The following is a 17399-nucleotide window of genomic DNA, read 5'->3' on the forward strand; positions in this document are numbered from 1 at the left end:
CAAGGACTGGGATACCGAGGCTTTGTTCTACAACGAAGACATGGTCAAAGATGCCGGCTATGCGCCCGAAGACCTGTGGAAACTGGAATGGAATCCGGCTGACGGCGGTTCCTTTGAGAAGTTCCTGGCTCATCTGACCGTCGACGCAAACGGTGTGCGCGGCGATGAAGAAGGCTTCGATAAAAACAACGTGAAGGTCTACGGAATCGGATACAACGACGCTGGTTCCGGCTACGGACAGGTCCAATGGTCGCCGTACGCGCTGTCGAACGGGCACTGGACATGGACCGACAAGAATCCGTGGGGTCAGCACTTCAACTACGATGCCCCTGAATTTCAGGAAAGCATCACCTGGTGGCGCTCGCTCATCGAAAAGGGCTACATGCCGCCTTTGTCGGTGGCGTCCTCCGGCATCGGCACAATCGAATCGCTCGGTTCGGGTGCCTATGCGACGCTGATTGAAGGATCGTGGAACATCACGAACATTGCCACGACCACGGAGCTTCCCATTCAGGTCGCACCCACGCCCATCGGCCCAGATGGCCAGCGTGCATCGGTGATGAACGGCCTGGCTGACTCGGTGTGGATCGGGACGTCGCATCCGGAAGAATCGTGGCGGTGGGTGAAGTACCTGGGTTCGGCTTCTTGCCAGGACGTCATCGCTAAGCAGGGTACCGTGTTCCCCGCGATCATGTCGTCAACGGAAAAAGCCATTAAGACCTTTGAGGACATGGGGATCGACGCACGCGCATTTTCCGTTCATGTCGAAGAAGGCACAGCCGTTCCTTCCCCGGTGGCTGACCGCTGGGCACAGGTCGAATCGTTGATGAAACCGGCAATGTCCGCTGTCATCGCCTTCGAAGATGACCCGTCAGCACTGACCGAGGCCAATAATCGCGTCAACACGCTGATGAGTTCGAACAGAGACGACGAATAACACGATTCGCCGTCACGCAAGTCGCCCTCGTTCATGATGAGCGAGGGCGACTTGCTGTCTGGGCCACTCATCACGCTATGAGCGTGTTCCTAACCTTTCACTCCGCCAACTTCCACTCCGCGGAAGAAGAACTTCTGAGTCGCTGCAAACAGGACGATAATTGGCAGGAGGGCGATAATCGTTCCGGCAGCCACGACCCTCGGATCAGATCCCAGCGTCTGGTTCGAGGCCAGGTACTGCATTCCAACTGTGAGGGTGTACTTTTCCGGGTCTGACAACACCACGAGTGGCCACAGAAAATCATCCCAGGCGCCAATAAAGCTCATCAGGGCAACGACCGCTGTCATGCCTCGGGCATTGGGCCACACAATGTGGCGTATGCGCTGGACTGTTGTAGCACCGTCGATGGCAGCAGCATCCAGAATATCCTGTGGAATAGCTCGACAGGCCGTGGCCATCAACAAAACGTTGATCGCACCGATCGCTCCGGGCAGGATTACTCCAACAAGTGAATTGGCCGCCCCCAGCGCTTTCACCGTCAAATACTGACTGGTAAATGTTACTTCGCCAGGCAGCAGCAAGGTGGACAAAATGATTGCCATGACAACCGCCTTGCCTTTGAACTTCATGCACGCCAACGCATACCCTGCGAGCAACGAGAAAAAGCAGTTCAGGACAACGACCGACACCGCAACGATCAAAGAGTGCCACGCGTATGAAAACACGGGAATGGTGCGCATGACTTCTCCGTAGTTGCTCAGAGTGAAGTCATGCGGAATCAGACTGGGAGGGAACGAATACAGATCTTCATTCTTCCCCTTGAGAGACGTCGTAAGCTGCCACAGAAACGGGAAAACAGAAATGACGAAGATGACGATCAGGAGGATATAGCGAATCGTCAGTCCTGAGATCTGGCGCGTTTTCTTTGATGTCATTGTGACACCTTCTCTTTTTCGGACCTCTTATCGCCGCGTTCAATGGAACGGCGCACTTTTCGCGAGAGCCTGTGGATTCTGATCGCTTCGCGGATCTCCTGTCCCTGATTCATCCACCCAACCATTACCAACGGCACAATGGTGAGCAGGAACAAGATCACAGACAATGCCGATGCATAGCCGAGGTTCCCTGCCAGCCCCGAACCGGTCTGTTTGATATGTCCCACCATGGTTTGTGCTTCACCGCCGGGGCCGCCTCCGGAGCCAACAATCGTATAAATCTCCGTGAAAACTCGCATCGCCGACACTGTAATAAGGGCGGATATCAGGAGCATTGCGCCGCGAACACCGGGCACCGTGACAGACCAGAATTTGCGCCACGCTCCTGCACCATCGATCTCTGCAGCTTCGTATAGATCCGGATTGACATTCGACAGTGCAACCAGATAGATCACCATGTAATATCCCAGCCCCTTCCACACCGTCAGAGTGATGGCGACGAAGATGATCCACCATCGGTGAATCAAGAAGTCGACGGTACTGAGCCCGAGAGCATCAAGTGTGGCGTTCACGATTCCGCGAGATTCGAAGAGCCATGCCCAGATAATTGCCACCACAACAGCAGACGCAATGACGGGGAAATAGAAGGTTGTGCGAAAAAAGCCTATTCCCGGAATGTTCCTGTGAACCAACATGGCCAGAAGCAAAGGCAGGAATGTCAGCAGCGGAACGCAGACCAAGGCATAGACAAGGACGTTACCGATGGCGAAGTGAAAGATCTCATCGTTCAGGAGGCGCCTGTATTGATCGAATGCCACGAACGTTGCTGGCTGTAGGGGCTTGGCGTTCGTAAAAGACAGGATGACAGTATTGAGGAAGGGCAACAGTGAGAAGACCAGAACCCAGATAACAGCTGGGGCCAAAAGAATGTACGGCGTGTACCACTTATGCATGCGCATAGAGAGCCACCTTTTTGATTAACGTGATTAGCAGACCGAAGTTCCGGCCTAAAAGCGCGGCGGGCTTTCTGGCCGGAACATTCGGAAAAGATCTCATCGATCAGTTGTTGAGCTCAGCGTTGGCGTTATCCTCTGCTTTCTTCAGTGCTTCCTCGGCAGATATGTCACCACGAACAGCCAGAGCGATCTGCTGGTTGTAGTAGTTACTGATCTTCTCAGTGAGCTGGAATTGCTCAGGTTGGGTCTTGCCGGAAATAGATACAGTCGCCATCTCGGTGGCTTCCTTTTGCAGCGGGTTCTCAATCACAGAGGTAAAGGACTCCGGATTCTCGTTGCCTTCTTTCGTGCCAGGGAAGAAGCCTTGGGCGATCTTCAAGAACTCAACCTGGTTCTCATTGCTGGTCACGTATTGCGCGAATTTCAGTGCCAGCGGCTTGGCTTTCGAGTTGGCTGACACGGACAGTGCCTGGCTGAACAGAGGTGGAATACCGAAACGTGGCGTTGTCTTCGTAGCTTCAAGGATGGAGGGAGCTTCTTTTTCCAGCTCCGACGCAAATCCTCCTGAACCGGTTGTCCAGGCGACTTTGCCTTCCTTGTAGGAAGCAGAGTTGCCTACCCACTCACCGGACAGTGCTTCAGCCGGCATGGCTCCCGCCTTAAATGCTTCGGCGTATTTTTCGACAATCTCCCTAGCCCGATCAGTAGCAAACGTGAACTTCCCATCTTTCATAATCTCAACACCCTCCGAGGCGAGCGTCGCCAAGGCAGGCAGATCGGAAACTACTTTCACTTCACCGTTGGTCTTCTTCGCCGCGTCGATCGCCATGTCAAGCATGTCATCGAGTGTTTCAGGCAACGTGCTGACATCAACACCTGCTTTTTCAAGCATGGCGGTATTCCACCAGTTCACGTCGGTTCCCAGGTACCACCCATATCCGTATGAGCCGCCTCCTGCATCGTCAAATGTGTACGCTTTCGTCACGCCGTCGACATAAGCATTGAGGGCTTCAGGATCCGCCTTCGCTAAATCTTCCAACTGTCCAGCCTTGGCCAACTGATAGGCATACTGGGGTGGAAGGTTAATGACGTCGGGTAACTCACCGGAGTTTGCCTGTTGAAGAACCTTGTCTTCGTAGCCGTCACCGGGCTGATCCATCCACTTGATCTTCGTTCCTGGGTTCTCTTTTTCGAAGTCTGCAATGAGCTTTTCGAAATACGGTGTGAATCGGTCATTCTTCAGCGACCATGTCTGAAAAGTGATCTCCCCTTCGACCGGTCCACTCTGAAGCGCATCGTCTCCGGATTCGTTCGTCGTAGTGACCGGACCACCACCAGTGCAGGACGTCAACCCCATCAGCATTGCCGTACCTGCCAGCATGGCAAGACCGGCTTTATTCCAAGCCTTCATCTGTGTTTCTCCCTCGAAAATATGATGACATGTGCATTGCGCACAGCAACCAGTATGACACTAGTAGCACGTATCAGGTACATCAGATTAGATCTTCCGTACATTCCGTCAGGCTCACTGATTTCTATATAATTTCTCTAGAGCACAAGGGCTTCGGTACCTGGCGCTGGCCGTTCCTGCTGCACAACAGCAATTGAAGTGAGAGCTAGGATGGTTCGTTCTCCTGTTCTTCAGGTGAGCACACCGCCATTCCCACATTGTCATACTCCACGCGAGAAAGAGGCTGTCATGAGCAGTATTCGACCGATTGCCTTCGGCGTAAATTACACGCCCCGGGCAGGCTGGTTTCATTCATGGCTCGACTTCGATGCCGATCAGACAGCACGCGACCTCGATGCGATCGCCGCTTTAGGAATGGATCACATCCGCATCTTCCCGCTGTGGCCATTGCTCCAACCCAATCGCACACTGATTCGCCAATCAGCAATCGACGACGTGCGCCGCCTCGTGCAGTTGGCACACGAACGTGGAATGAGCACATGGGTCGATGTCCTGCAGGGACACCTGTCATCTTTTGATTTTCTTCCTTCGTGGACGTTGACCTGGCATCATGATGATCTCTTCACGTCCGAGCGTATTCGCAGCGGACAGGCCGCCCTCGTCAATGAGTTGAGCACACAGTTGGCTGACGAGCCCGGCACGGCCGGCATATGCATTGGAAACGAATTTCCTCAGTTTGCCGCAGCACGCCATCCCGAGCACAGCAGGGTCGATACAGACGGAGCGCGTCGCTGGCTCACTGAAATACTCGGGGCAGTTGATCGACGCTGTGCATGCGTGCACTGCTTTGATGATGACCTCTGGTTCGATGCCACTCATCCGTTCATTCCACCATTTGCAACGCAGTTCGGCGATCTGACTACCGTTCATTCGTGGGTTTTTGCCCACGTCGGGCCGCGTTACGGCAAGCGGCATCCGGCACTGGAGGTATTCGCGCGCTACCTGGTCGAGCTGGCCTGCGCATGGAACAGATACTGCAACGTGCCTGACCGCGGCGTATGGCTTCAGGAGGTGGGCGCTCCGATCACATGTGTCACGGCTGAGGACGCTGCAGACTTTGCTACCGCAACAATCCGCGGAGTGATCGACGTGCCGGAGTTGACTGGCATCACCTGGTGGTGTTCCCATGATGTGTCCCGCAAACTGGCTGACTTCCCCGAACTGGAGTATTCACTCGGCCTGATCGACAGCGACGGTAAAGTCAAGCCCGTCGGGCGGGCAGTAGCCGAATTTGCTCACGCTGTGCGTTCCGGTGACAATATCGGCACGGCTGGCGCTGACTCAGCTGAGCGTCCCGTACTAGACGTGCCAGCAGACCCCGCATTGCGTCACGAGGCAGGCCCCCAGGGCGACGTCTTCGACACTTTCCAACGCATCTGGACCAGGGATCACGTGTGGCCTCAGCTGCGTGTAAACCACGCGTGATAGTACGCGTAGAAGTTCGCGTTGCCCCAGCTTGAACACTGGTCGCCGGGATGACCGGCGAGTGCGGCATCGTTGGGCTGGTAAGGCGTGTAGTTATACAGATTCGCTGTGGCCTGATTCTCCACCATCACATCGCTGCCACCGCACGCCTCGTCGGGGTGGAATCGGATGGTGTTGACCTGTCCAGGAATCACGTCGTACATGCCGGGGGCGCCCTCGTAAATTCTGAACTGCCTGGCAGCGTGGAAAACCTGCGTGGCAAAACCTGCATACTGCGGGTCGCACGTCTGCCGGTCGGGGCATGCGTATCCCATCGCGGAGGCGTAACGACTCGGGACCAACTTCGCGCCCGAAGCAGTGATCAATCCCTGTTCCTTTTGAAGCATCACCAGCAGCACTTCCGGGTTAATACCGCAGCTGAGAGCAGTTTTGGAGACAATCGATGCCGGGGTATCGCCCGCCTGGCCCGCAAAACCATCGCAGTACTCGTCGGCGGGGATGTCGGCCGTGTCTTCACGGTAGGAACTCAGGCACGGCGTGCCATCGGGGTTGGGTCTGCAGCCATCGTTCCACTGGGTGATGAACGCTTCGATCTGATCCTGCGTCAGTGCGCGGTCATTGAAGAATTCCTCGTCAGAGATGATGTTCGACGGGTCGAAGCCCGAAAAATCCAGCGGTGGTGTCACAGGCCCCGAAGGTGGCGCAGAGTGCGCGGGCGGTTCAAACGTGTCCTTCTTACTGCGGCTAGACAGCGTCGTCGTCACAAGAACGACCAGCGCGATCACCACGGCGACTGCGAGCATGATGATTCCGATCGACGTCAACGCTGCCCGAGGCGACTGGCTGTCGGAGTGGTGCCTATTGCCTGTGCTCACGGATATAGTCAACCACGCCCGGGATAGAGCGTTCGAGAACCTCGAGGGTGTCGACGAAATCCTGATGCCCGCCATACCACGGGTCAGGAAGATCCAGGTCCGAATCTGCCTGCGGATCAAATTCGCGCATCAGGTGGACATCCGGATCCGTTCCAGTGCGTGCAGCCATGCGCTCGATTGCCCGTTCATGGCCGCGAGTCATCGGGATGATCAAATCCCACTGGCTCAGTTCACTGGGCAGCAGCTGGCGCGCCCGATGGGTGGGGATGCCGTATCCTGCTTCGCGCAGCACACGCTCGGCACGATAATCGATCGGGTTACCTTCCTCCTCATCGGAGATCCCTGCCGAATCCACTCGCACATCAAGGTCCGCGTGCTCGACAGCTTCACGAAGGAGCTGTTCGGCCATTGTGGATCGACAAATGTTTCCGGTACATACCATGACTACTGAAAACGACATGCGACTATTGTGCCTGATCCACCTGAGTGCCGCCGATCAGGTCGAGCAGCTCACATACCGCTGCGGCAGAGATGCGCGCGGCCTTGTCGCCGTCCATGTGGAAGTCCTGGCCGGCCTGCGGGCCGCACAGGTCGGATACCGCCCGCATGCTGATCCAGGGGGTGCGTGTGCCGAAACAGACCTGAGCTACACCGGCTGTTTCCATGTCGGTCGCCAGCGCTGCAGGGAAACGAGTGCGAACAGTGTGGACAGTGCGCGCGGTGACAAATGAATCGGCGGAAATGACCTGGCCGGCGCACACACCCTCGACACGGGCGGCACATGCCGCAGCGCGCTGCCCTGCAGTGTATTCCGGAGGCATCTGCGGAATCTGGCCGGGTGCGTACCCGAATTCTGTGGCATCGGCACTGGAATACACGGTGCTGGTACCGACGATGACGTCACCCACCTGGGCTTCCTCATCCAGGCCACCGCATGTTCCGGCAACAACGACTAACGCAGTCGCCGGGTCCTCGACGAATGTGAGTGCGCGGGCTGTGGCGCTCGCAGCATTCGCCAGGCCGATACCGGATTCGACCACCACGACGTCGTGGCCGCGCAGTGTCCCTCGCGTAAAGACCTGCTGGTGAGTGTCAGCATGGCCGATAATGTGGCGGGTGGCGCCTGGCTCAAGCTGGTCGACAAACGGTGCTGCTTCCATCGCCATGGCGCACTGGATAAAGATCATCACGCACGTATTATCGCCGGCCTGCAATCCTGCCGCCACCTTTGGATATACGTGTGTCCTACACTGGAAATGTCAGGGACAACGGAAAAATCTCCAAGTTTAAGATCAGAGGGAGCCACAGATGACGTTACCCGCGCACAGCGATCTTGCACCCACATACTCACGCTCACCGAAATCCGAGCCACGCAATGTGATCGTGCATTTCGGAATGGGAAACTTTCATCGAGCTCACCAGGCCGCCTACCTTGATGAACTGTTGAGTCAGCATGATGATGACGTGCCGGAGTGGGGCATCTGCGGTGTAGGCGTGCTGGAGCGAGACCGACGTATGCACGATGCTCTGCATGCGCAGGACTGCATGTACACTCTGGTCCTCAAAGCACCCGATGGCTCGTACGATGCGCGCGTGATCGGCTCGATCATGGATCACATGCTGGCGGTAGACGATACTCAGGCAGTGCTCGACGTGCTTGCAGCTCCCTCGACCCGCATTGTGTCGCTGACGATCACCGAGGGAGGCTACCCGATCGATGATGCGACCGGTGAATTCGCCCCGGATGACGCTGCGCGTGAGGACGGTCAGTCACCTCAGTCGCCTCACACGCCATTCGGATTGATCGTCGAGGCACTCAGGCTGCGCCGCGAGCGCGCAATTGAACCGTTCACCGTACTGTCGTGCGACAACCTGCCGGGCAACGGTCACATTGCGCACGATTCAGCCTGTGGGCAGGCAGCACTGTCGGATCAGGAGCTGGCGCAGTGGATCGACGACAATGTTGCGTTCCCGAACTGCATGGTCGACCGGATCACGCCCGTGACCACTGACGAAGATCGCGAACTGGTCGAACAGCAGTGGGGGATCGAAGATGCGTGGCCGGTTGGCGCTGAACCGTTCATTCAGTGGGTTATTGAAGACAAGTTCCCGGCAGGCCGCCCGCAGTGGGAAGAAGTCGGCGCCCAGATGGTCACGGACGTGGTGCCCTACGAGCTGATGAAGCTCCGCCTGCTCAACGCCGCCCACCAGATGCTCGCACACTGGGGCCGCCTGTTGGGAATGACCTACGCGCATGAGGCCGCTGAAGATCCGGACATTGAAGCTGTGACGCGCGCCTACCTGGAGCGTGAAGCGCTGCCCACCCTGCGCCCCGTGCCGGGCATCAACCTCGACCAGTATGTCGATACGCTTTTCGAGCGCTTCACCAATCACGCCATTGCTGACACGCTGAATCGTCTGGCCGAAGACGCATCGGACCGCGTGCCCAAATTCGTTCTGCCGGCTCTGCGCGGATGCATCGAGCAGGGTCGCCCGGTTGATCTGGGTGCGGCGATGTGTGCGGCGTGGGCGCTCACACTGGAAGGCAACGACGAGGACGGCGCGCCGATCACCATCAACGACCAGTATCGGGATCGCCTGATCTCGCTGGCGCAGCAGCAAAAGGCCGGAAATACGCGCGCTTTGCTGAGCGATGCCCGCCTGTTCGGCGAGCTGGAATCAACCAGTGAGTTTGCGGATCGCTTCGAACACTGGCTGCACGCAATTCGGCGCGACGGTGCCCGCGCCGTCATGCGTGAGCTGATTGCTCAGGCGAACTGACGCTTAGCGGGCTGCCTCACCGGCAGCACACGCAACTCCGATGATTCCGGCGAGGTTACCCAGCTTCGCCGGAATGATCGGTGTCTTCAGGTCCAGCAACGGCAGGAACTTGTCGTGATTTTCCGACACGCCGCCCCCTACGACAAACAGGTCAGGTGAAAAGAGCATTTCGACATGCGAGTAGTAGCGCTGGAGACGCTCTGCCCACTGCTCCCACGTCAGGTTGTACACCGTCTTCTGGCGGGCTGACGCGTGTGACTCGGCGTCACGCCCGTCAATTTCAAGGTGTCCCAGCTCGGTGTTGGGAACCAGTGTGCCGTCAATGAACATGCCGGATCCGATGCCCGTTCCCTGCGTGGTGACAATGACAACGCCTCCTACGCCGGCGCCTGCACCAAAGCGAACCTCTGCCAGGCCGGCTGCGTCGGCATCGTTAATGACGACGGTGGGCCGTCCCAGCTGAGTGGAGAATCGTTCCTCGGCGTTGATGCCAACCCATTCCTGGTCAAGGTTCGCCATGAAGGGGATCACGCCGTGTTTGATCGGTGCGGGGAAAGAAATGCCGACGGGCACGTCGTCTGCAACGTCAAACTGGTCGATCAGTTGTTGGCATGCGGCGATGACGTGGTCCGGGGTGGCCGGAGCAGGTGTGGGGATTGTGATGGGGTCGCGCAGGACGCGCCCGGTCTTCAGGTCAACGAGTGACCCCTTGACGCCTGATCCACCAATGTCGATTCCAAATGCCTGGGTAGCCATGGGACCTGCTCCGCTCTTCATGCCACGATTGTTTACTTACCGATCTTACTATTCCACCACGTCGCCCTCAGTGCGAACATCTTCAAACGCGTTATGCCTCATTCGTGCAGAATTCGGCAGCCACGTGGTGCGGTTTCATGCGCAGCGCACTCACCCGCACAGAGCCAGTACGCGGCGGTCTGCTCCTTCCAGGCGGAACGGCCCAAAGCGGCGCGGCGCGGCGAGGCGTTGATTCTGGTCGGTGACACAGATGCGCTCCCCCAAACGGTCGACCATAACGGTACCGACCGCATCGACAGCGATAATCCCGTCTTCATCCAGCCGAATCATTGTCGGAATATCGAACAGGATCGGACGTGCTTCATTTTCGCTGACCATCCGTGCCGCCGCTGTGATGGTAGTACGTCCCGCTTTCATCGCGTCGATCAGCGCCTCGGGCGTACATTCTTCAGCTGCCAGCCATGTGGTCGGCATACCGGGGCGCAGCGGTGTGGAGTAATGATGGAAGTCTCCTCCGCCCATCACCACCACATCGTGTTTCCAGCGGGCATGCCACGCCAGGATCGAGGTGTCAGTCGGGCGCAGGTACCAGCTTCCGTGATACAGCTCCGCGCCTGGTGGTTCCGTCTCCAGTGGATGCAGCCACGAGCAGTCATCGGACACCGGGTGATTAATGGACATGAATGCGTCACGCTCAGCAGCTTCGTCCACCCACCGTTGCGCCGGCTGACGAAAATCGATAAAGCCGACCTGGCCCCACGCGTTGGCGTGCCCGCGGTGCGTTGTCATCTCCTGACCGGGAATCAGCGTAATTCCGTGGCGAGCACTGACAGCCGCCAGGTGGGGATGGTGGCTCACTGTGTTGTGATCCGTGCAGCCGAGGTAGTCAAGGCCGGAGGCGACGCCCTCGTTCGCGAGTTGCCACAGCGACAATTGCCCGTCGGAATGCAGGCAGTGATTATGCGGGTCACCTGCGTACCACGTCAGTCCGGGCGGGGCAGGCAGTCCGCGTTCACTGCCGCGCACCTCACGGTGGATCGGCTCATCGGCCGGTCCGTGGTCAATGGATCCGCTGGCGGGTGTGCGCACGCACACCGTCACGTCGCACCCGTGCGAAGGGACAGTATGAAGTCCGAGGACGACTGCCCACGTGCCCGACTCCAGGTCACCGGGAATGTAGCCCGGCGTGGCGTCGCTACGGGCAATGATGAAGCTGGTGCGCGCACCGCCGGACCATCCGCGCCAACCTTGCGGTGATTCGCAGCCCATGTCGATACCAGCGCCGCCTTCGCGCGAAAAACTCAGTGTCGCTTCGATGGAGTCGAACCCATCAACCTCGAACTCGACGCGCGGGTAACGGTTGGCGGCCTGATCCGCCAGGGTCACGTGGAAGGTGCGTTCAACAAGTGTGCGTTGAGCAGGTGCCATCACTGATCACCTCCGCCAATTCGATGACCTGTTTGAGGATCGAAGACAAGCACCTTTGAGACAGGGAATGCGAACCAGCATTCCTGGTCGACATGGGGAAGCGGACTCTCGGGCACAACTGCCTGGAATCGGTCATCTCCGCAGCGTGCGGTCAGGAGGGCCGAGGCGCCTAGATTCTCCACAGTCGCAATCCTGGCGCGCAGCGCTCCGGGCGTTTCCGTTTGCGACCACGTAACGTATTCGGGACGGATTCCCCATATGACGGGTCGCGGGTCGCTGCCGGGCACGTCAATGCTGATAACCGATGCGGCCAGCGGAATATGGATCCCGAATGCATCCAGCATCGTTACTCCGTTCTCAACCTTGAGCGTCCCAGCATTCAGGTTCATCGGATGCGATCCAATAAAGGACGCCACAAAAGCATTCTCTGGCGAGTGAAACACCTCGCGGGGCGTTCCTACCTGTTGGATCTTCCCGTCCTTCATCACTGCAATACGATCTGCCAAAGCGAGCGCTTCAGCCTGATCATGCGTAACGAACACCGAAGTCAGACCAAGCTCACGCTGAAGCTCCTTCAGGAAGGATCGCGCCTCAAGACGTAACCGAGCGTCGAGGTTTGACAGCGGTTCGTCCAGCAGCAGGACGTCAGGACGGGTGGCGATCGCACGGGCCAGAGCGACACGCTGCTGCTGTCCGCCTGATAGCTGGGCGGGTCTGCGTTCAAGCAAATGCTCCAGTGAAAGTCGTTTACCAGTTGTTTCGGCCGCTTCGCGGCGAACCTCTCGTGAGGCCCGGCGGACCTTAAGCGGGTAGGAGATATTGTCGGAAATATTCATATGCGGGAACAGTGCGTAGTCCTGGAAGACCATCGCTACGCCTCGATCACCCGGCTCCACCTCCGTCATGTCGTCGCCGTTGATTTCAAGTGAGCCCCCGGTAAGTTGCTCGAGACCTGCTATGAGGCGAAGTAAAGTGGTCTTGCCGCAACCCGACGGGCCAAGCAGCGCGAAAAATTCACCCTCATGAATGTTCATGGAAACTGAGTTCACGGCACGCACCCCGTTCGGGAATTCTTTGACCAGCTGGCGCATTGAAACGGTCTCAGTCATGATTTGATTCCTCCGTAGAAGCGAAAACCGAAACGACGGTTCACAAAGAAATAGATCAGCAACACCGGCAACGCGAAAACCAGTGCGAATACAGACAGGAGCCGTAGATCCACCTGCCCCGCCTCCGTGTAGAAGGTGTACATCACTACTGCTGCTGGCTGCTTGCTGGGATCACGCAACAGGATGAACGGAACAAGGAAGTTACCCCACACCTGCACAACCGTCCAGATTGCCACGAATGCTATACCGGGCCGGGCAATGGGGATCACAACGTCCCACAGGATACGTGCAGGACCTGCGCCGGCCAATCGCGCGGATTCTTCATAAGACTTAGGGACAGAGTCCATGAAGTCTTTCAGAATGAAAATGACGGTAGGCAGCATGCCTCCGGTGAGAACCAGGATGACACCTGTGTGTGTATCGATCAGCCCAATGGCATTCATCAGTTGAAAGGTGGGAACCATGGCGGCAGTGCCCGTCACGATGGATGAAAGCAGAAGCATGCCGTAGAGCAATCCGTCTCGCATGGGAATGCGCACCCGTGAAAGTGCGTATGACGCAAGGGTGCCTCCAACGACTGTCAGCAGCATCGTCCCACCGGCAATGATCAGGGAATTGACGATTGACGCAAACGCATACGGATTGTCAGCCAGACGATGAAAGTTGGCCAAAGACCATTCGGGCATCTTCAACGCCATCGTCGGGTTCTCATCGAAAGGTGCGATGAAAAGCCACGTCAGTGGAAGTGCAAAGAACACTCCAATGAACCCAAGCAGAATTGAAAAAACGATTCTGTGCAGGACATGTCGACCATGTGCGCCTATGGACGTCGTGCTCATGGAGTCTTCTTTCCGCGTCCCACCCGCATATAGATCAGGGCAATGATGAGGTTGATCCCCAGCATGAGTACTGACAGTGCTGCTCCCAAGCCCAGCTTTCCGCCCGGAATTGCTGTTTTGTAGATATATACCGAAAGGATTTCCGTCTTGCGACCCGGGCCTCCGGCGGTCAGGAGGAAGGGCGTAAATGTATTGAATGTCCACAACGTGATCATCAGGGTATTCGTGAGAATATGGCCACGGATGGTAGGAATCACCACGTCATTGAGCTGACGGAGGGGTGACGCACCAGCCATCCTGGCACTTTCCAGCAGCGAGGGAGCCACCGATGACAGAGCGGACGAGAAAAGCTGCATCGAGAACGCCGTTCCACACCAGATGTTGAAAATGATGATGACGGTGAGCGGATGGTCAATGAGCCAAGCGGTGTTCGGGGTGTGCACAAGCGCATTCAGTGTTCCGCCACGCCGGTCAAGCAGAGCGAGCCACACGAATGCGCCGACTGACCCTGGGATAACCCACGCGGCAAGGACGACGGATTCCAAGAGTGTGCGGGCCCACCCTGCAATGCGCCGCGTACTCCACGCGAGGAAGAAACCGGTTACCGTTTGCCCCACCACGCCCGAAAGAGCGACAAAAACAACACTGAGACGCACCGAGTTCCAAAATGAGGGATCCTTCAGTGCGTGAAAATAGTTATCCAGCGCAACGAACTGTGTGTTCGCTGCGGCGCTGCCTGTCAGCCTGAAGTTCGTCATGCCTAGCACAATCGTCCAGACAGCCGGAAACAGGAGGAACAACGCGATAAGCACGAGCGCCGGAATGACGAATGCGCTAGCTCGGGCTTTCCCGAGCCCCGCAACGTCATCGGCGCGTACGCGGCGACGTTTCATGGTGTCAGTTCGCACTCGCGACCGCTTCGGCTCCGACGATTCCTTCAAGCGTGGACACATACGTGGCAAGGGCATCGTCAATGGACACGCCTGCGACAACGTCCTCAGTGAGCTGCTGGATGGCGACAGAAACCTCCGGGTACTCAGCTACGCCTGGACGATAGGACGTAATCGGCAGAACGTTTTCCGAAACATAGGTGAGCATGGGTTCGTTGGGCAGGAGCTTTTCATTAACATCGAGCCGCGGAGAGATTGACAACGTGCCTTTTGCCCGCACCTCGAAAGCCTCCGGTGAGCTCATAAACGTCAATAATTCCCATGCTTCTTCAGGGTGCGCACTGGCAGGATTGAGAACCCTGGCGACACCACCTGACATTGAAACGAAGTCCTGCGAGCGCACGCCCTTTCCTGGCTGCATCGCCGGAATCAGCGTGTATCCGACAACTTCCTCACGGTTCTCAATCGGAGCTGTTCCCACGCCTTCAGCCGGGTTGATCACTGACCGCCACAGGTAATCGCCTTCAAGAAGAATACCGATCTTACCGGCCGCAAATTCAGCGAAGGAATTATCACGCCCAGCGCTCTCCTGCTGCAGGATCGGGTCACCAAGTTCTTCATCAACATAGATGGTCTTGTAAAGGTTCACAACTGCGCGCATCCCAGGGGTATCGCCGCGCCATTTGCCATTTTCCCACAGCTGCTCCCCGGTTCCCACCAGCATTGGGAGGAAGCCCTGCATTGTGGTCGCTTCACCCATTGCCGTACCGGCATTGAGCTGGATCGGTGTGATTCCATCCAGTTTTTTCAGTTGGCGTGCCGCATCGAGAACGTCATCCCACGACTTCGGTTCCCACGGTTCAGGAAGCCCAGCCTTAGCGAAGAGCTCCCTGTTGTAGTAAAGGACGCGGCCATCAGCGCCCACCGGAACACCATACAGCTCATCGTTGAAGGACGCGGCATTTTGAACAGCTTCAGGGATCTGCTCCCAGCCATCCCACTGGCTAACCGCATCTCCTACAACCTCTTTCAGCGGCTTAATGTAGCCTGCCTCCGCGAATTCCCCGATCCAGATTCCGTCCAGTCCGACCACGTCAGCGCTCTTGCCTGATTCAAAGTCGAGCGCAATCTTGGTTTTGTAGTCTTCATCGCCAACCCCCTGCGGGATGAACGTCACCGTCACATCTTTACCCGCCTGAGCCTGAGCTTTTTCGAATTCGGGAATAACCCAGTCCTGAATCCATTCGGCTTCAGCCGCTCCCTTGCCTCCGGCAATCGAGTTGGCAGTGATCGACAGCGAAATGGCTCCCCCATCTTCGCCCGAGGATTGCCCCGCATCCGGCTGATCGCTTTCGCCGCCTGAACCCGATGAACATGCGGTGATGAAAGCACACGTTGCTGCAGTTAACAAAGCTGTGTGAACAAGACGATTGTGACGCTTCATGATGTGAAAACCTCTTTTACGCGTGAGCTGTATTGGTACAAATTCTGATTGTCAGATTGTCAGATTGTCAGATGGTGTTCACTGTCTGATCCGAAGGGGCCGCCGCGTCAAAAGAACAGGCACGCGGCGAGCTGTTCTTCGAGTCACACCCAGTCTTATTCGCACTCACCTACTTGTCAACCAGGATGCGACATTCATCCGAAACATCTCGTCGCGTGCCGTCAGCACATGGTGTGCTCAGTCTCTGTTCGGCATATCCTCCATGCGCGTGCGTCGCGAACGTGGCGTGTACCTGCGGTCCAGAACGACGGCTGCTGCGCCGATGGCGCCGGCATCCTCGTCCATAATCGACTCCATGATCTGCACGTCACGGTGACGCTGAGTTGCGGACTCCGCCAGCAGATCCTCCACAGCTTTCTGGTAGTAGGGCTGCAGTTCCTTGAAATACGGACCGCCCAGCACGATCAGGTCAGCATCAATGAGTTCTACTGCCCCCACCGTCAGGGTTGCGATACGCTGCGCAGCTGCCTGGAGGATGTCGCGTGCTTCCTGGTTGCCATTTTCGGCCTTGTCACACACCTGGTGCAGAGCTTCGCGCACAGCGTGGTGGTCGGCGCGCGGCGGAAGATCACCGTCGATGGCACCCTTTCCGTGAGCCCGCTCTACAAGCAGAGCAGGATCGTTGTCGAGGCCACCGTCGCTATCCTCTTCGAACATGCCCAGCGTCTTCAGGATTGTGCCCACTTCACCGGAGTTACCGGACGCTCCGGCAAGCGGCTCACCGTCAACGGCCAGTCCCAAGCCAATACCGGCGCCGAGGTAGACGAAGACCATCGTTGAATCCAAGATGTCGCCACCGCGCACCCAGCATTCACCGATCGATGCCGAAATCGTGTCTTTGACAACCGGAATGGGCTTTTCAGCTCCCAGCCCTTCCGCCAGCAGTGCACCCAGCGGTGCGTCCTGCCATTCAGGAAGCCAGACGGATTCCCTAAGCGATCCGTTCGCCACGTCAACAACTCCAGGCACTGCCATGCACACGCCGACAATTCTGTCTTCCGGAACACCGGTTCGTTCCGCCAGCTCCCGGATCCTTCCGGCAGTCTGCTTCATCGCCTCAACCGGATCAGCCAAGGTTGGCTCATCGGAATCGCTGGAAGCAACGACACGGCCTTTCATATCGAGCATAACCAGGCTGGTCACCGCCGGATCGACGTGAACGCCGATCGAGTAGGCAGCTTCCGGGACCAGATCAACGATGACGTGGGGACGCCCTCGTCCACGAAAGTCCGTACCGATTTCCCTGAGGACGTCGATGGACAGAAGGTGGCGAACGATTGCCGACACAGTTTGAACCGATAGCTGGGTGCTTGCGGCAATATCACGCTGGCTCGCAGGCCCCAGACGTCTTAAAGCATTTAGGACAACTTTTTCGTTATATTGACCAACTTCTACCAGACTGGTCCCGATTCTCATCTTCCCCTCCGTTAGATTATTGAGCGACCATCCGCAACGGTGGCAGCAACAAACATAATCACCTACTACTTTACGCA

The 17399-nt window shown here is 57.4% G+C and carries 16 protein-coding genes; 3 read left to right on the forward strand and 13 right to left on the reverse strand.

Features of this window, described 5'->3' with window-relative positions; all coding sequences use genetic code 11:
- Positions 1-40: 40 nt before the first annotated feature.
- Entirely contained in the window at positions 41-937 is an 897-nt protein-coding gene (locus tag BLT69_RS09980) for a type 2 periplasmic-binding domain-containing protein (protein WP_157886406.1), read from the forward strand.
- An 89-nt stretch (positions 938-1026) separates the two neighbouring features.
- Here the strand turns inward: BLT69_RS09980 and BLT69_RS09985 are convergent, their stop codons facing one another.
- The 3 genes from BLT69_RS09985 to BLT69_RS09995 form a co-directional block, all read right to left on the reverse strand.
- Positions 1027-1872 carry a carbohydrate ABC transporter permease gene (locus BLT69_RS09985; RefSeq protein ID WP_092648950.1) on the reverse strand — a complete coding sequence of 282 codons (846 nt, stop codon included), beginning with the start codon at positions 1870-1872 and terminating at the stop codon, positions 1027-1029.
- The gene (locus BLT69_RS09990; protein WP_257590327.1) at positions 1869-2825 is read right to left on the reverse strand and encodes a carbohydrate ABC transporter permease; all 957 of its coding nucleotides are present in this window, start codon (positions 2823-2825) and stop codon (positions 1869-1871) included. Before BLT69_RS09990 ends, BLT69_RS09985 begins: the two co-directional genes overlap by 4 nt.
- Positions 2826-2931: 106 nt before the next feature.
- Positions 2932-4239, reverse strand: coding sequence for an ABC transporter substrate-binding protein (locus BLT69_RS09995; RefSeq protein ID WP_092648952.1), 1308 nt, complete (start codon positions 4237-4239; stop codon positions 2932-2934).
- A 288-nt stretch (positions 4240-4527) separates the two neighbouring features.
- On the opposite strand from BLT69_RS09995, the gene BLT69_RS10000 reads away from it, so the two are divergent.
- Positions 4528-5724: a glycoside hydrolase 5 family protein gene (locus BLT69_RS10000; protein WP_092648953.1), complete on the forward strand. Its 1197-nt coding sequence runs from the start codon at positions 4528-4530 to the stop codon at positions 5722-5724.
- On the opposite strand, the gene BLT69_RS10005 is transcribed toward BLT69_RS10000, so the two are convergent.
- Genes BLT69_RS10005 through mtnN form a run of 3 tightly spaced genes read right to left on the reverse strand, consistent with a single transcriptional unit; the run spans position 5700 to position 7786 of the window.
- Positions 5700-6599, reverse strand: coding sequence for a hemagglutinin (locus tag BLT69_RS10005; protein ID WP_227469118.1), 900 nt, complete (start codon positions 6597-6599; stop codon positions 5700-5702). The genes BLT69_RS10000 and BLT69_RS10005 overlap by 25 nt on opposite strands.
- Complete coding sequence (locus tag BLT69_RS10010; RefSeq protein WP_058237530.1) at positions 6583-7059, reverse strand: low molecular weight protein-tyrosine-phosphatase; 477 nt, start codon at positions 7057-7059, stop codon at positions 6583-6585. The genes BLT69_RS10005 and BLT69_RS10010 overlap by 17 nt, the downstream gene beginning before the upstream one ends.
- Before the next feature lie 4 nt (positions 7060-7063).
- Positions 7064-7786 (reverse strand): 5'-methylthioadenosine/S-adenosylhomocysteine nucleosidase, encoded by a 723-nt coding sequence (gene mtnN / locus BLT69_RS10015; protein ID WP_058237922.1) that lies wholly within the window; start codon positions 7784-7786, stop codon positions 7064-7066.
- A 121-nt stretch (positions 7787-7907) separates the two neighbouring features.
- Here mtnN and BLT69_RS10020 point away from each other — a divergent pair, with 121 nt between their 5' ends.
- A complete protein-coding gene (locus tag BLT69_RS10020) occupies positions 7908-9380 on the forward strand; it encodes a mannitol dehydrogenase family protein (RefSeq protein ID WP_092648954.1) in 1473 nt (490 codons plus the stop codon).
- 3 nt (positions 9381-9383) lie between these two features.
- On the opposite strand, the gene ppgK is transcribed toward BLT69_RS10020, so the two are convergent.
- From ppgK to BLT69_RS10055, 7 genes are all read right to left on the reverse strand, one after another.
- Positions 9384-10136: a polyphosphate--glucose phosphotransferase gene (gene ppgK, locus BLT69_RS10025; protein WP_092649159.1), complete on the reverse strand. Its 753-nt coding sequence runs from the start codon at positions 10134-10136 to the stop codon at positions 9384-9386.
- Between the two features lie 150 nt (positions 10137-10286).
- Positions 10287-11564: a CehA/McbA family metallohydrolase gene (locus BLT69_RS10030; RefSeq protein WP_092648955.1), complete on the reverse strand. Its 1278-nt coding sequence runs from the start codon at positions 11562-11564 to the stop codon at positions 10287-10289.
- Positions 11564-12673, reverse strand: a complete 1110-nt coding sequence (locus BLT69_RS10035) for an ABC transporter ATP-binding protein (RefSeq protein WP_092648956.1) — start codon at positions 12671-12673, stop codon at positions 11564-11566. The genes BLT69_RS10030 and BLT69_RS10035 overlap by 1 nt, the downstream gene beginning before the upstream one ends.
- Positions 12670-13512 (reverse strand): carbohydrate ABC transporter permease, encoded by an 843-nt coding sequence (locus tag BLT69_RS10040; protein WP_092648957.1) that lies wholly within the window; start codon positions 13510-13512, stop codon positions 12670-12672. Before BLT69_RS10040 ends, BLT69_RS10035 begins: the two co-directional genes overlap by 4 nt.
- Positions 13509-14405, reverse strand: coding sequence for a carbohydrate ABC transporter permease (locus tag BLT69_RS10045; RefSeq protein ID WP_092649160.1), 897 nt, complete (start codon positions 14403-14405; stop codon positions 13509-13511). The genes BLT69_RS10040 and BLT69_RS10045 overlap by 4 nt, the downstream gene beginning before the upstream one ends.
- Before the next feature lie 4 nt (positions 14406-14409).
- Complete coding sequence (locus BLT69_RS10050) at positions 14410-15846, reverse strand: extracellular solute-binding protein (RefSeq protein WP_092648958.1); 1437 nt, start codon at positions 15844-15846, stop codon at positions 14410-14412.
- Positions 15847-16083: 237 nt separating this feature from the next.
- Positions 16084-17322: an ROK family transcriptional regulator gene (locus BLT69_RS10055; protein WP_092648959.1), complete on the reverse strand. Its 1239-nt coding sequence runs from the start codon at positions 17320-17322 to the stop codon at positions 16084-16086.
- Positions 17323-17399: the final 77 nt, after the last annotated feature.

This window comes from Schaalia radingae, from assembly GCF_900106055.1.
Taxonomy (GTDB): Bacteria; Actinomycetota; Actinomycetes; order Actinomycetales; family Actinomycetaceae; genus Pauljensenia; species Pauljensenia radingae_A.

Coding starts and splice junctions, on each gene's coding strand:
- BLT69_RS09995 (WP_092648952.1), bottom strand. CDS start 4,239: ATGAAGGCTTGGAATAAAGCCGGTCTTGCCATGCTGGCAGGTACGGCA.
- BLT69_RS10010 (WP_058237530.1), bottom strand. CDS start 7,059: ATGTCGTTTTCAGTAGTCATGGTATGTACCGGAAACATTTGTCGATCC.
- BLT69_RS10035 (WP_092648956.1), bottom strand. CDS start 12,673: ATGACTGAGACCGTTTCAATGCGCCAGCTGGTCAAAGAATTCCCGAAC.
- BLT69_RS10055 (WP_092648959.1), bottom strand. CDS start 17,322: ATGAGAATCGGGACCAGTCTGGTAGAAGTTGGTCAATATAACGAAAAA.
- BLT69_RS10050 (WP_092648958.1), bottom strand. CDS start 15,846: ATGAAGCGTCACAATCGTCTTGTTCACACAGCTTTGTTAACTGCAGCA.
- BLT69_RS10000 (WP_092648953.1), top strand. CDS start 4,528: ATGAGCAGTATTCGACCGATTGCCTTCGGCGTAAATTACACGCCCCGG.
- ppgK (WP_092649159.1), bottom strand. CDS start 10,136: ATGGCTACCCAGGCATTTGGAATCGACATTGGTGGATCAGGCGTCAAG.
- BLT69_RS10030 (WP_092648955.1), bottom strand. CDS start 11,564: ATGGCACCTGCTCAACGCACACTTGTTGAACGCACCTTCCACGTGACC.
- mtnN (WP_058237922.1), bottom strand. CDS start 7,786: ATGATCTTTATCCAGTGCGCCATGGCGATGGAAGCAGCACCGTTTGTC.
- BLT69_RS09985 (WP_092648950.1), bottom strand. CDS start 1,872: ATGACATCAAAGAAAACGCGCCAGATCTCAGGACTGACGATTCGCTAT.
- BLT69_RS10040 (WP_092648957.1), bottom strand. CDS start 13,512: ATGAGCACGACGTCCATAGGCGCACATGGTCGACATGTCCTGCACAGA.
- BLT69_RS09990 (WP_257590327.1), bottom strand. CDS start 2,825: ATGCATAAGTGGTACACGCCGTACATTCTTTTGGCCCCAGCTGTTATC.
- BLT69_RS10020 (WP_092648954.1), top strand. CDS start 7,908: ATGACGTTACCCGCGCACAGCGATCTTGCACCCACATACTCACGCTCA.
- BLT69_RS09980 (WP_157886406.1), top strand. CDS start 41: ATGGTCAAAGATGCCGGCTATGCGCCCGAAGACCTGTGGAAACTGGAA.
- BLT69_RS10045 (WP_092649160.1), bottom strand. CDS start 14,405: ATGAAACGTCGCCGCGTACGCGCCGATGACGTTGCGGGGCTCGGGAAA.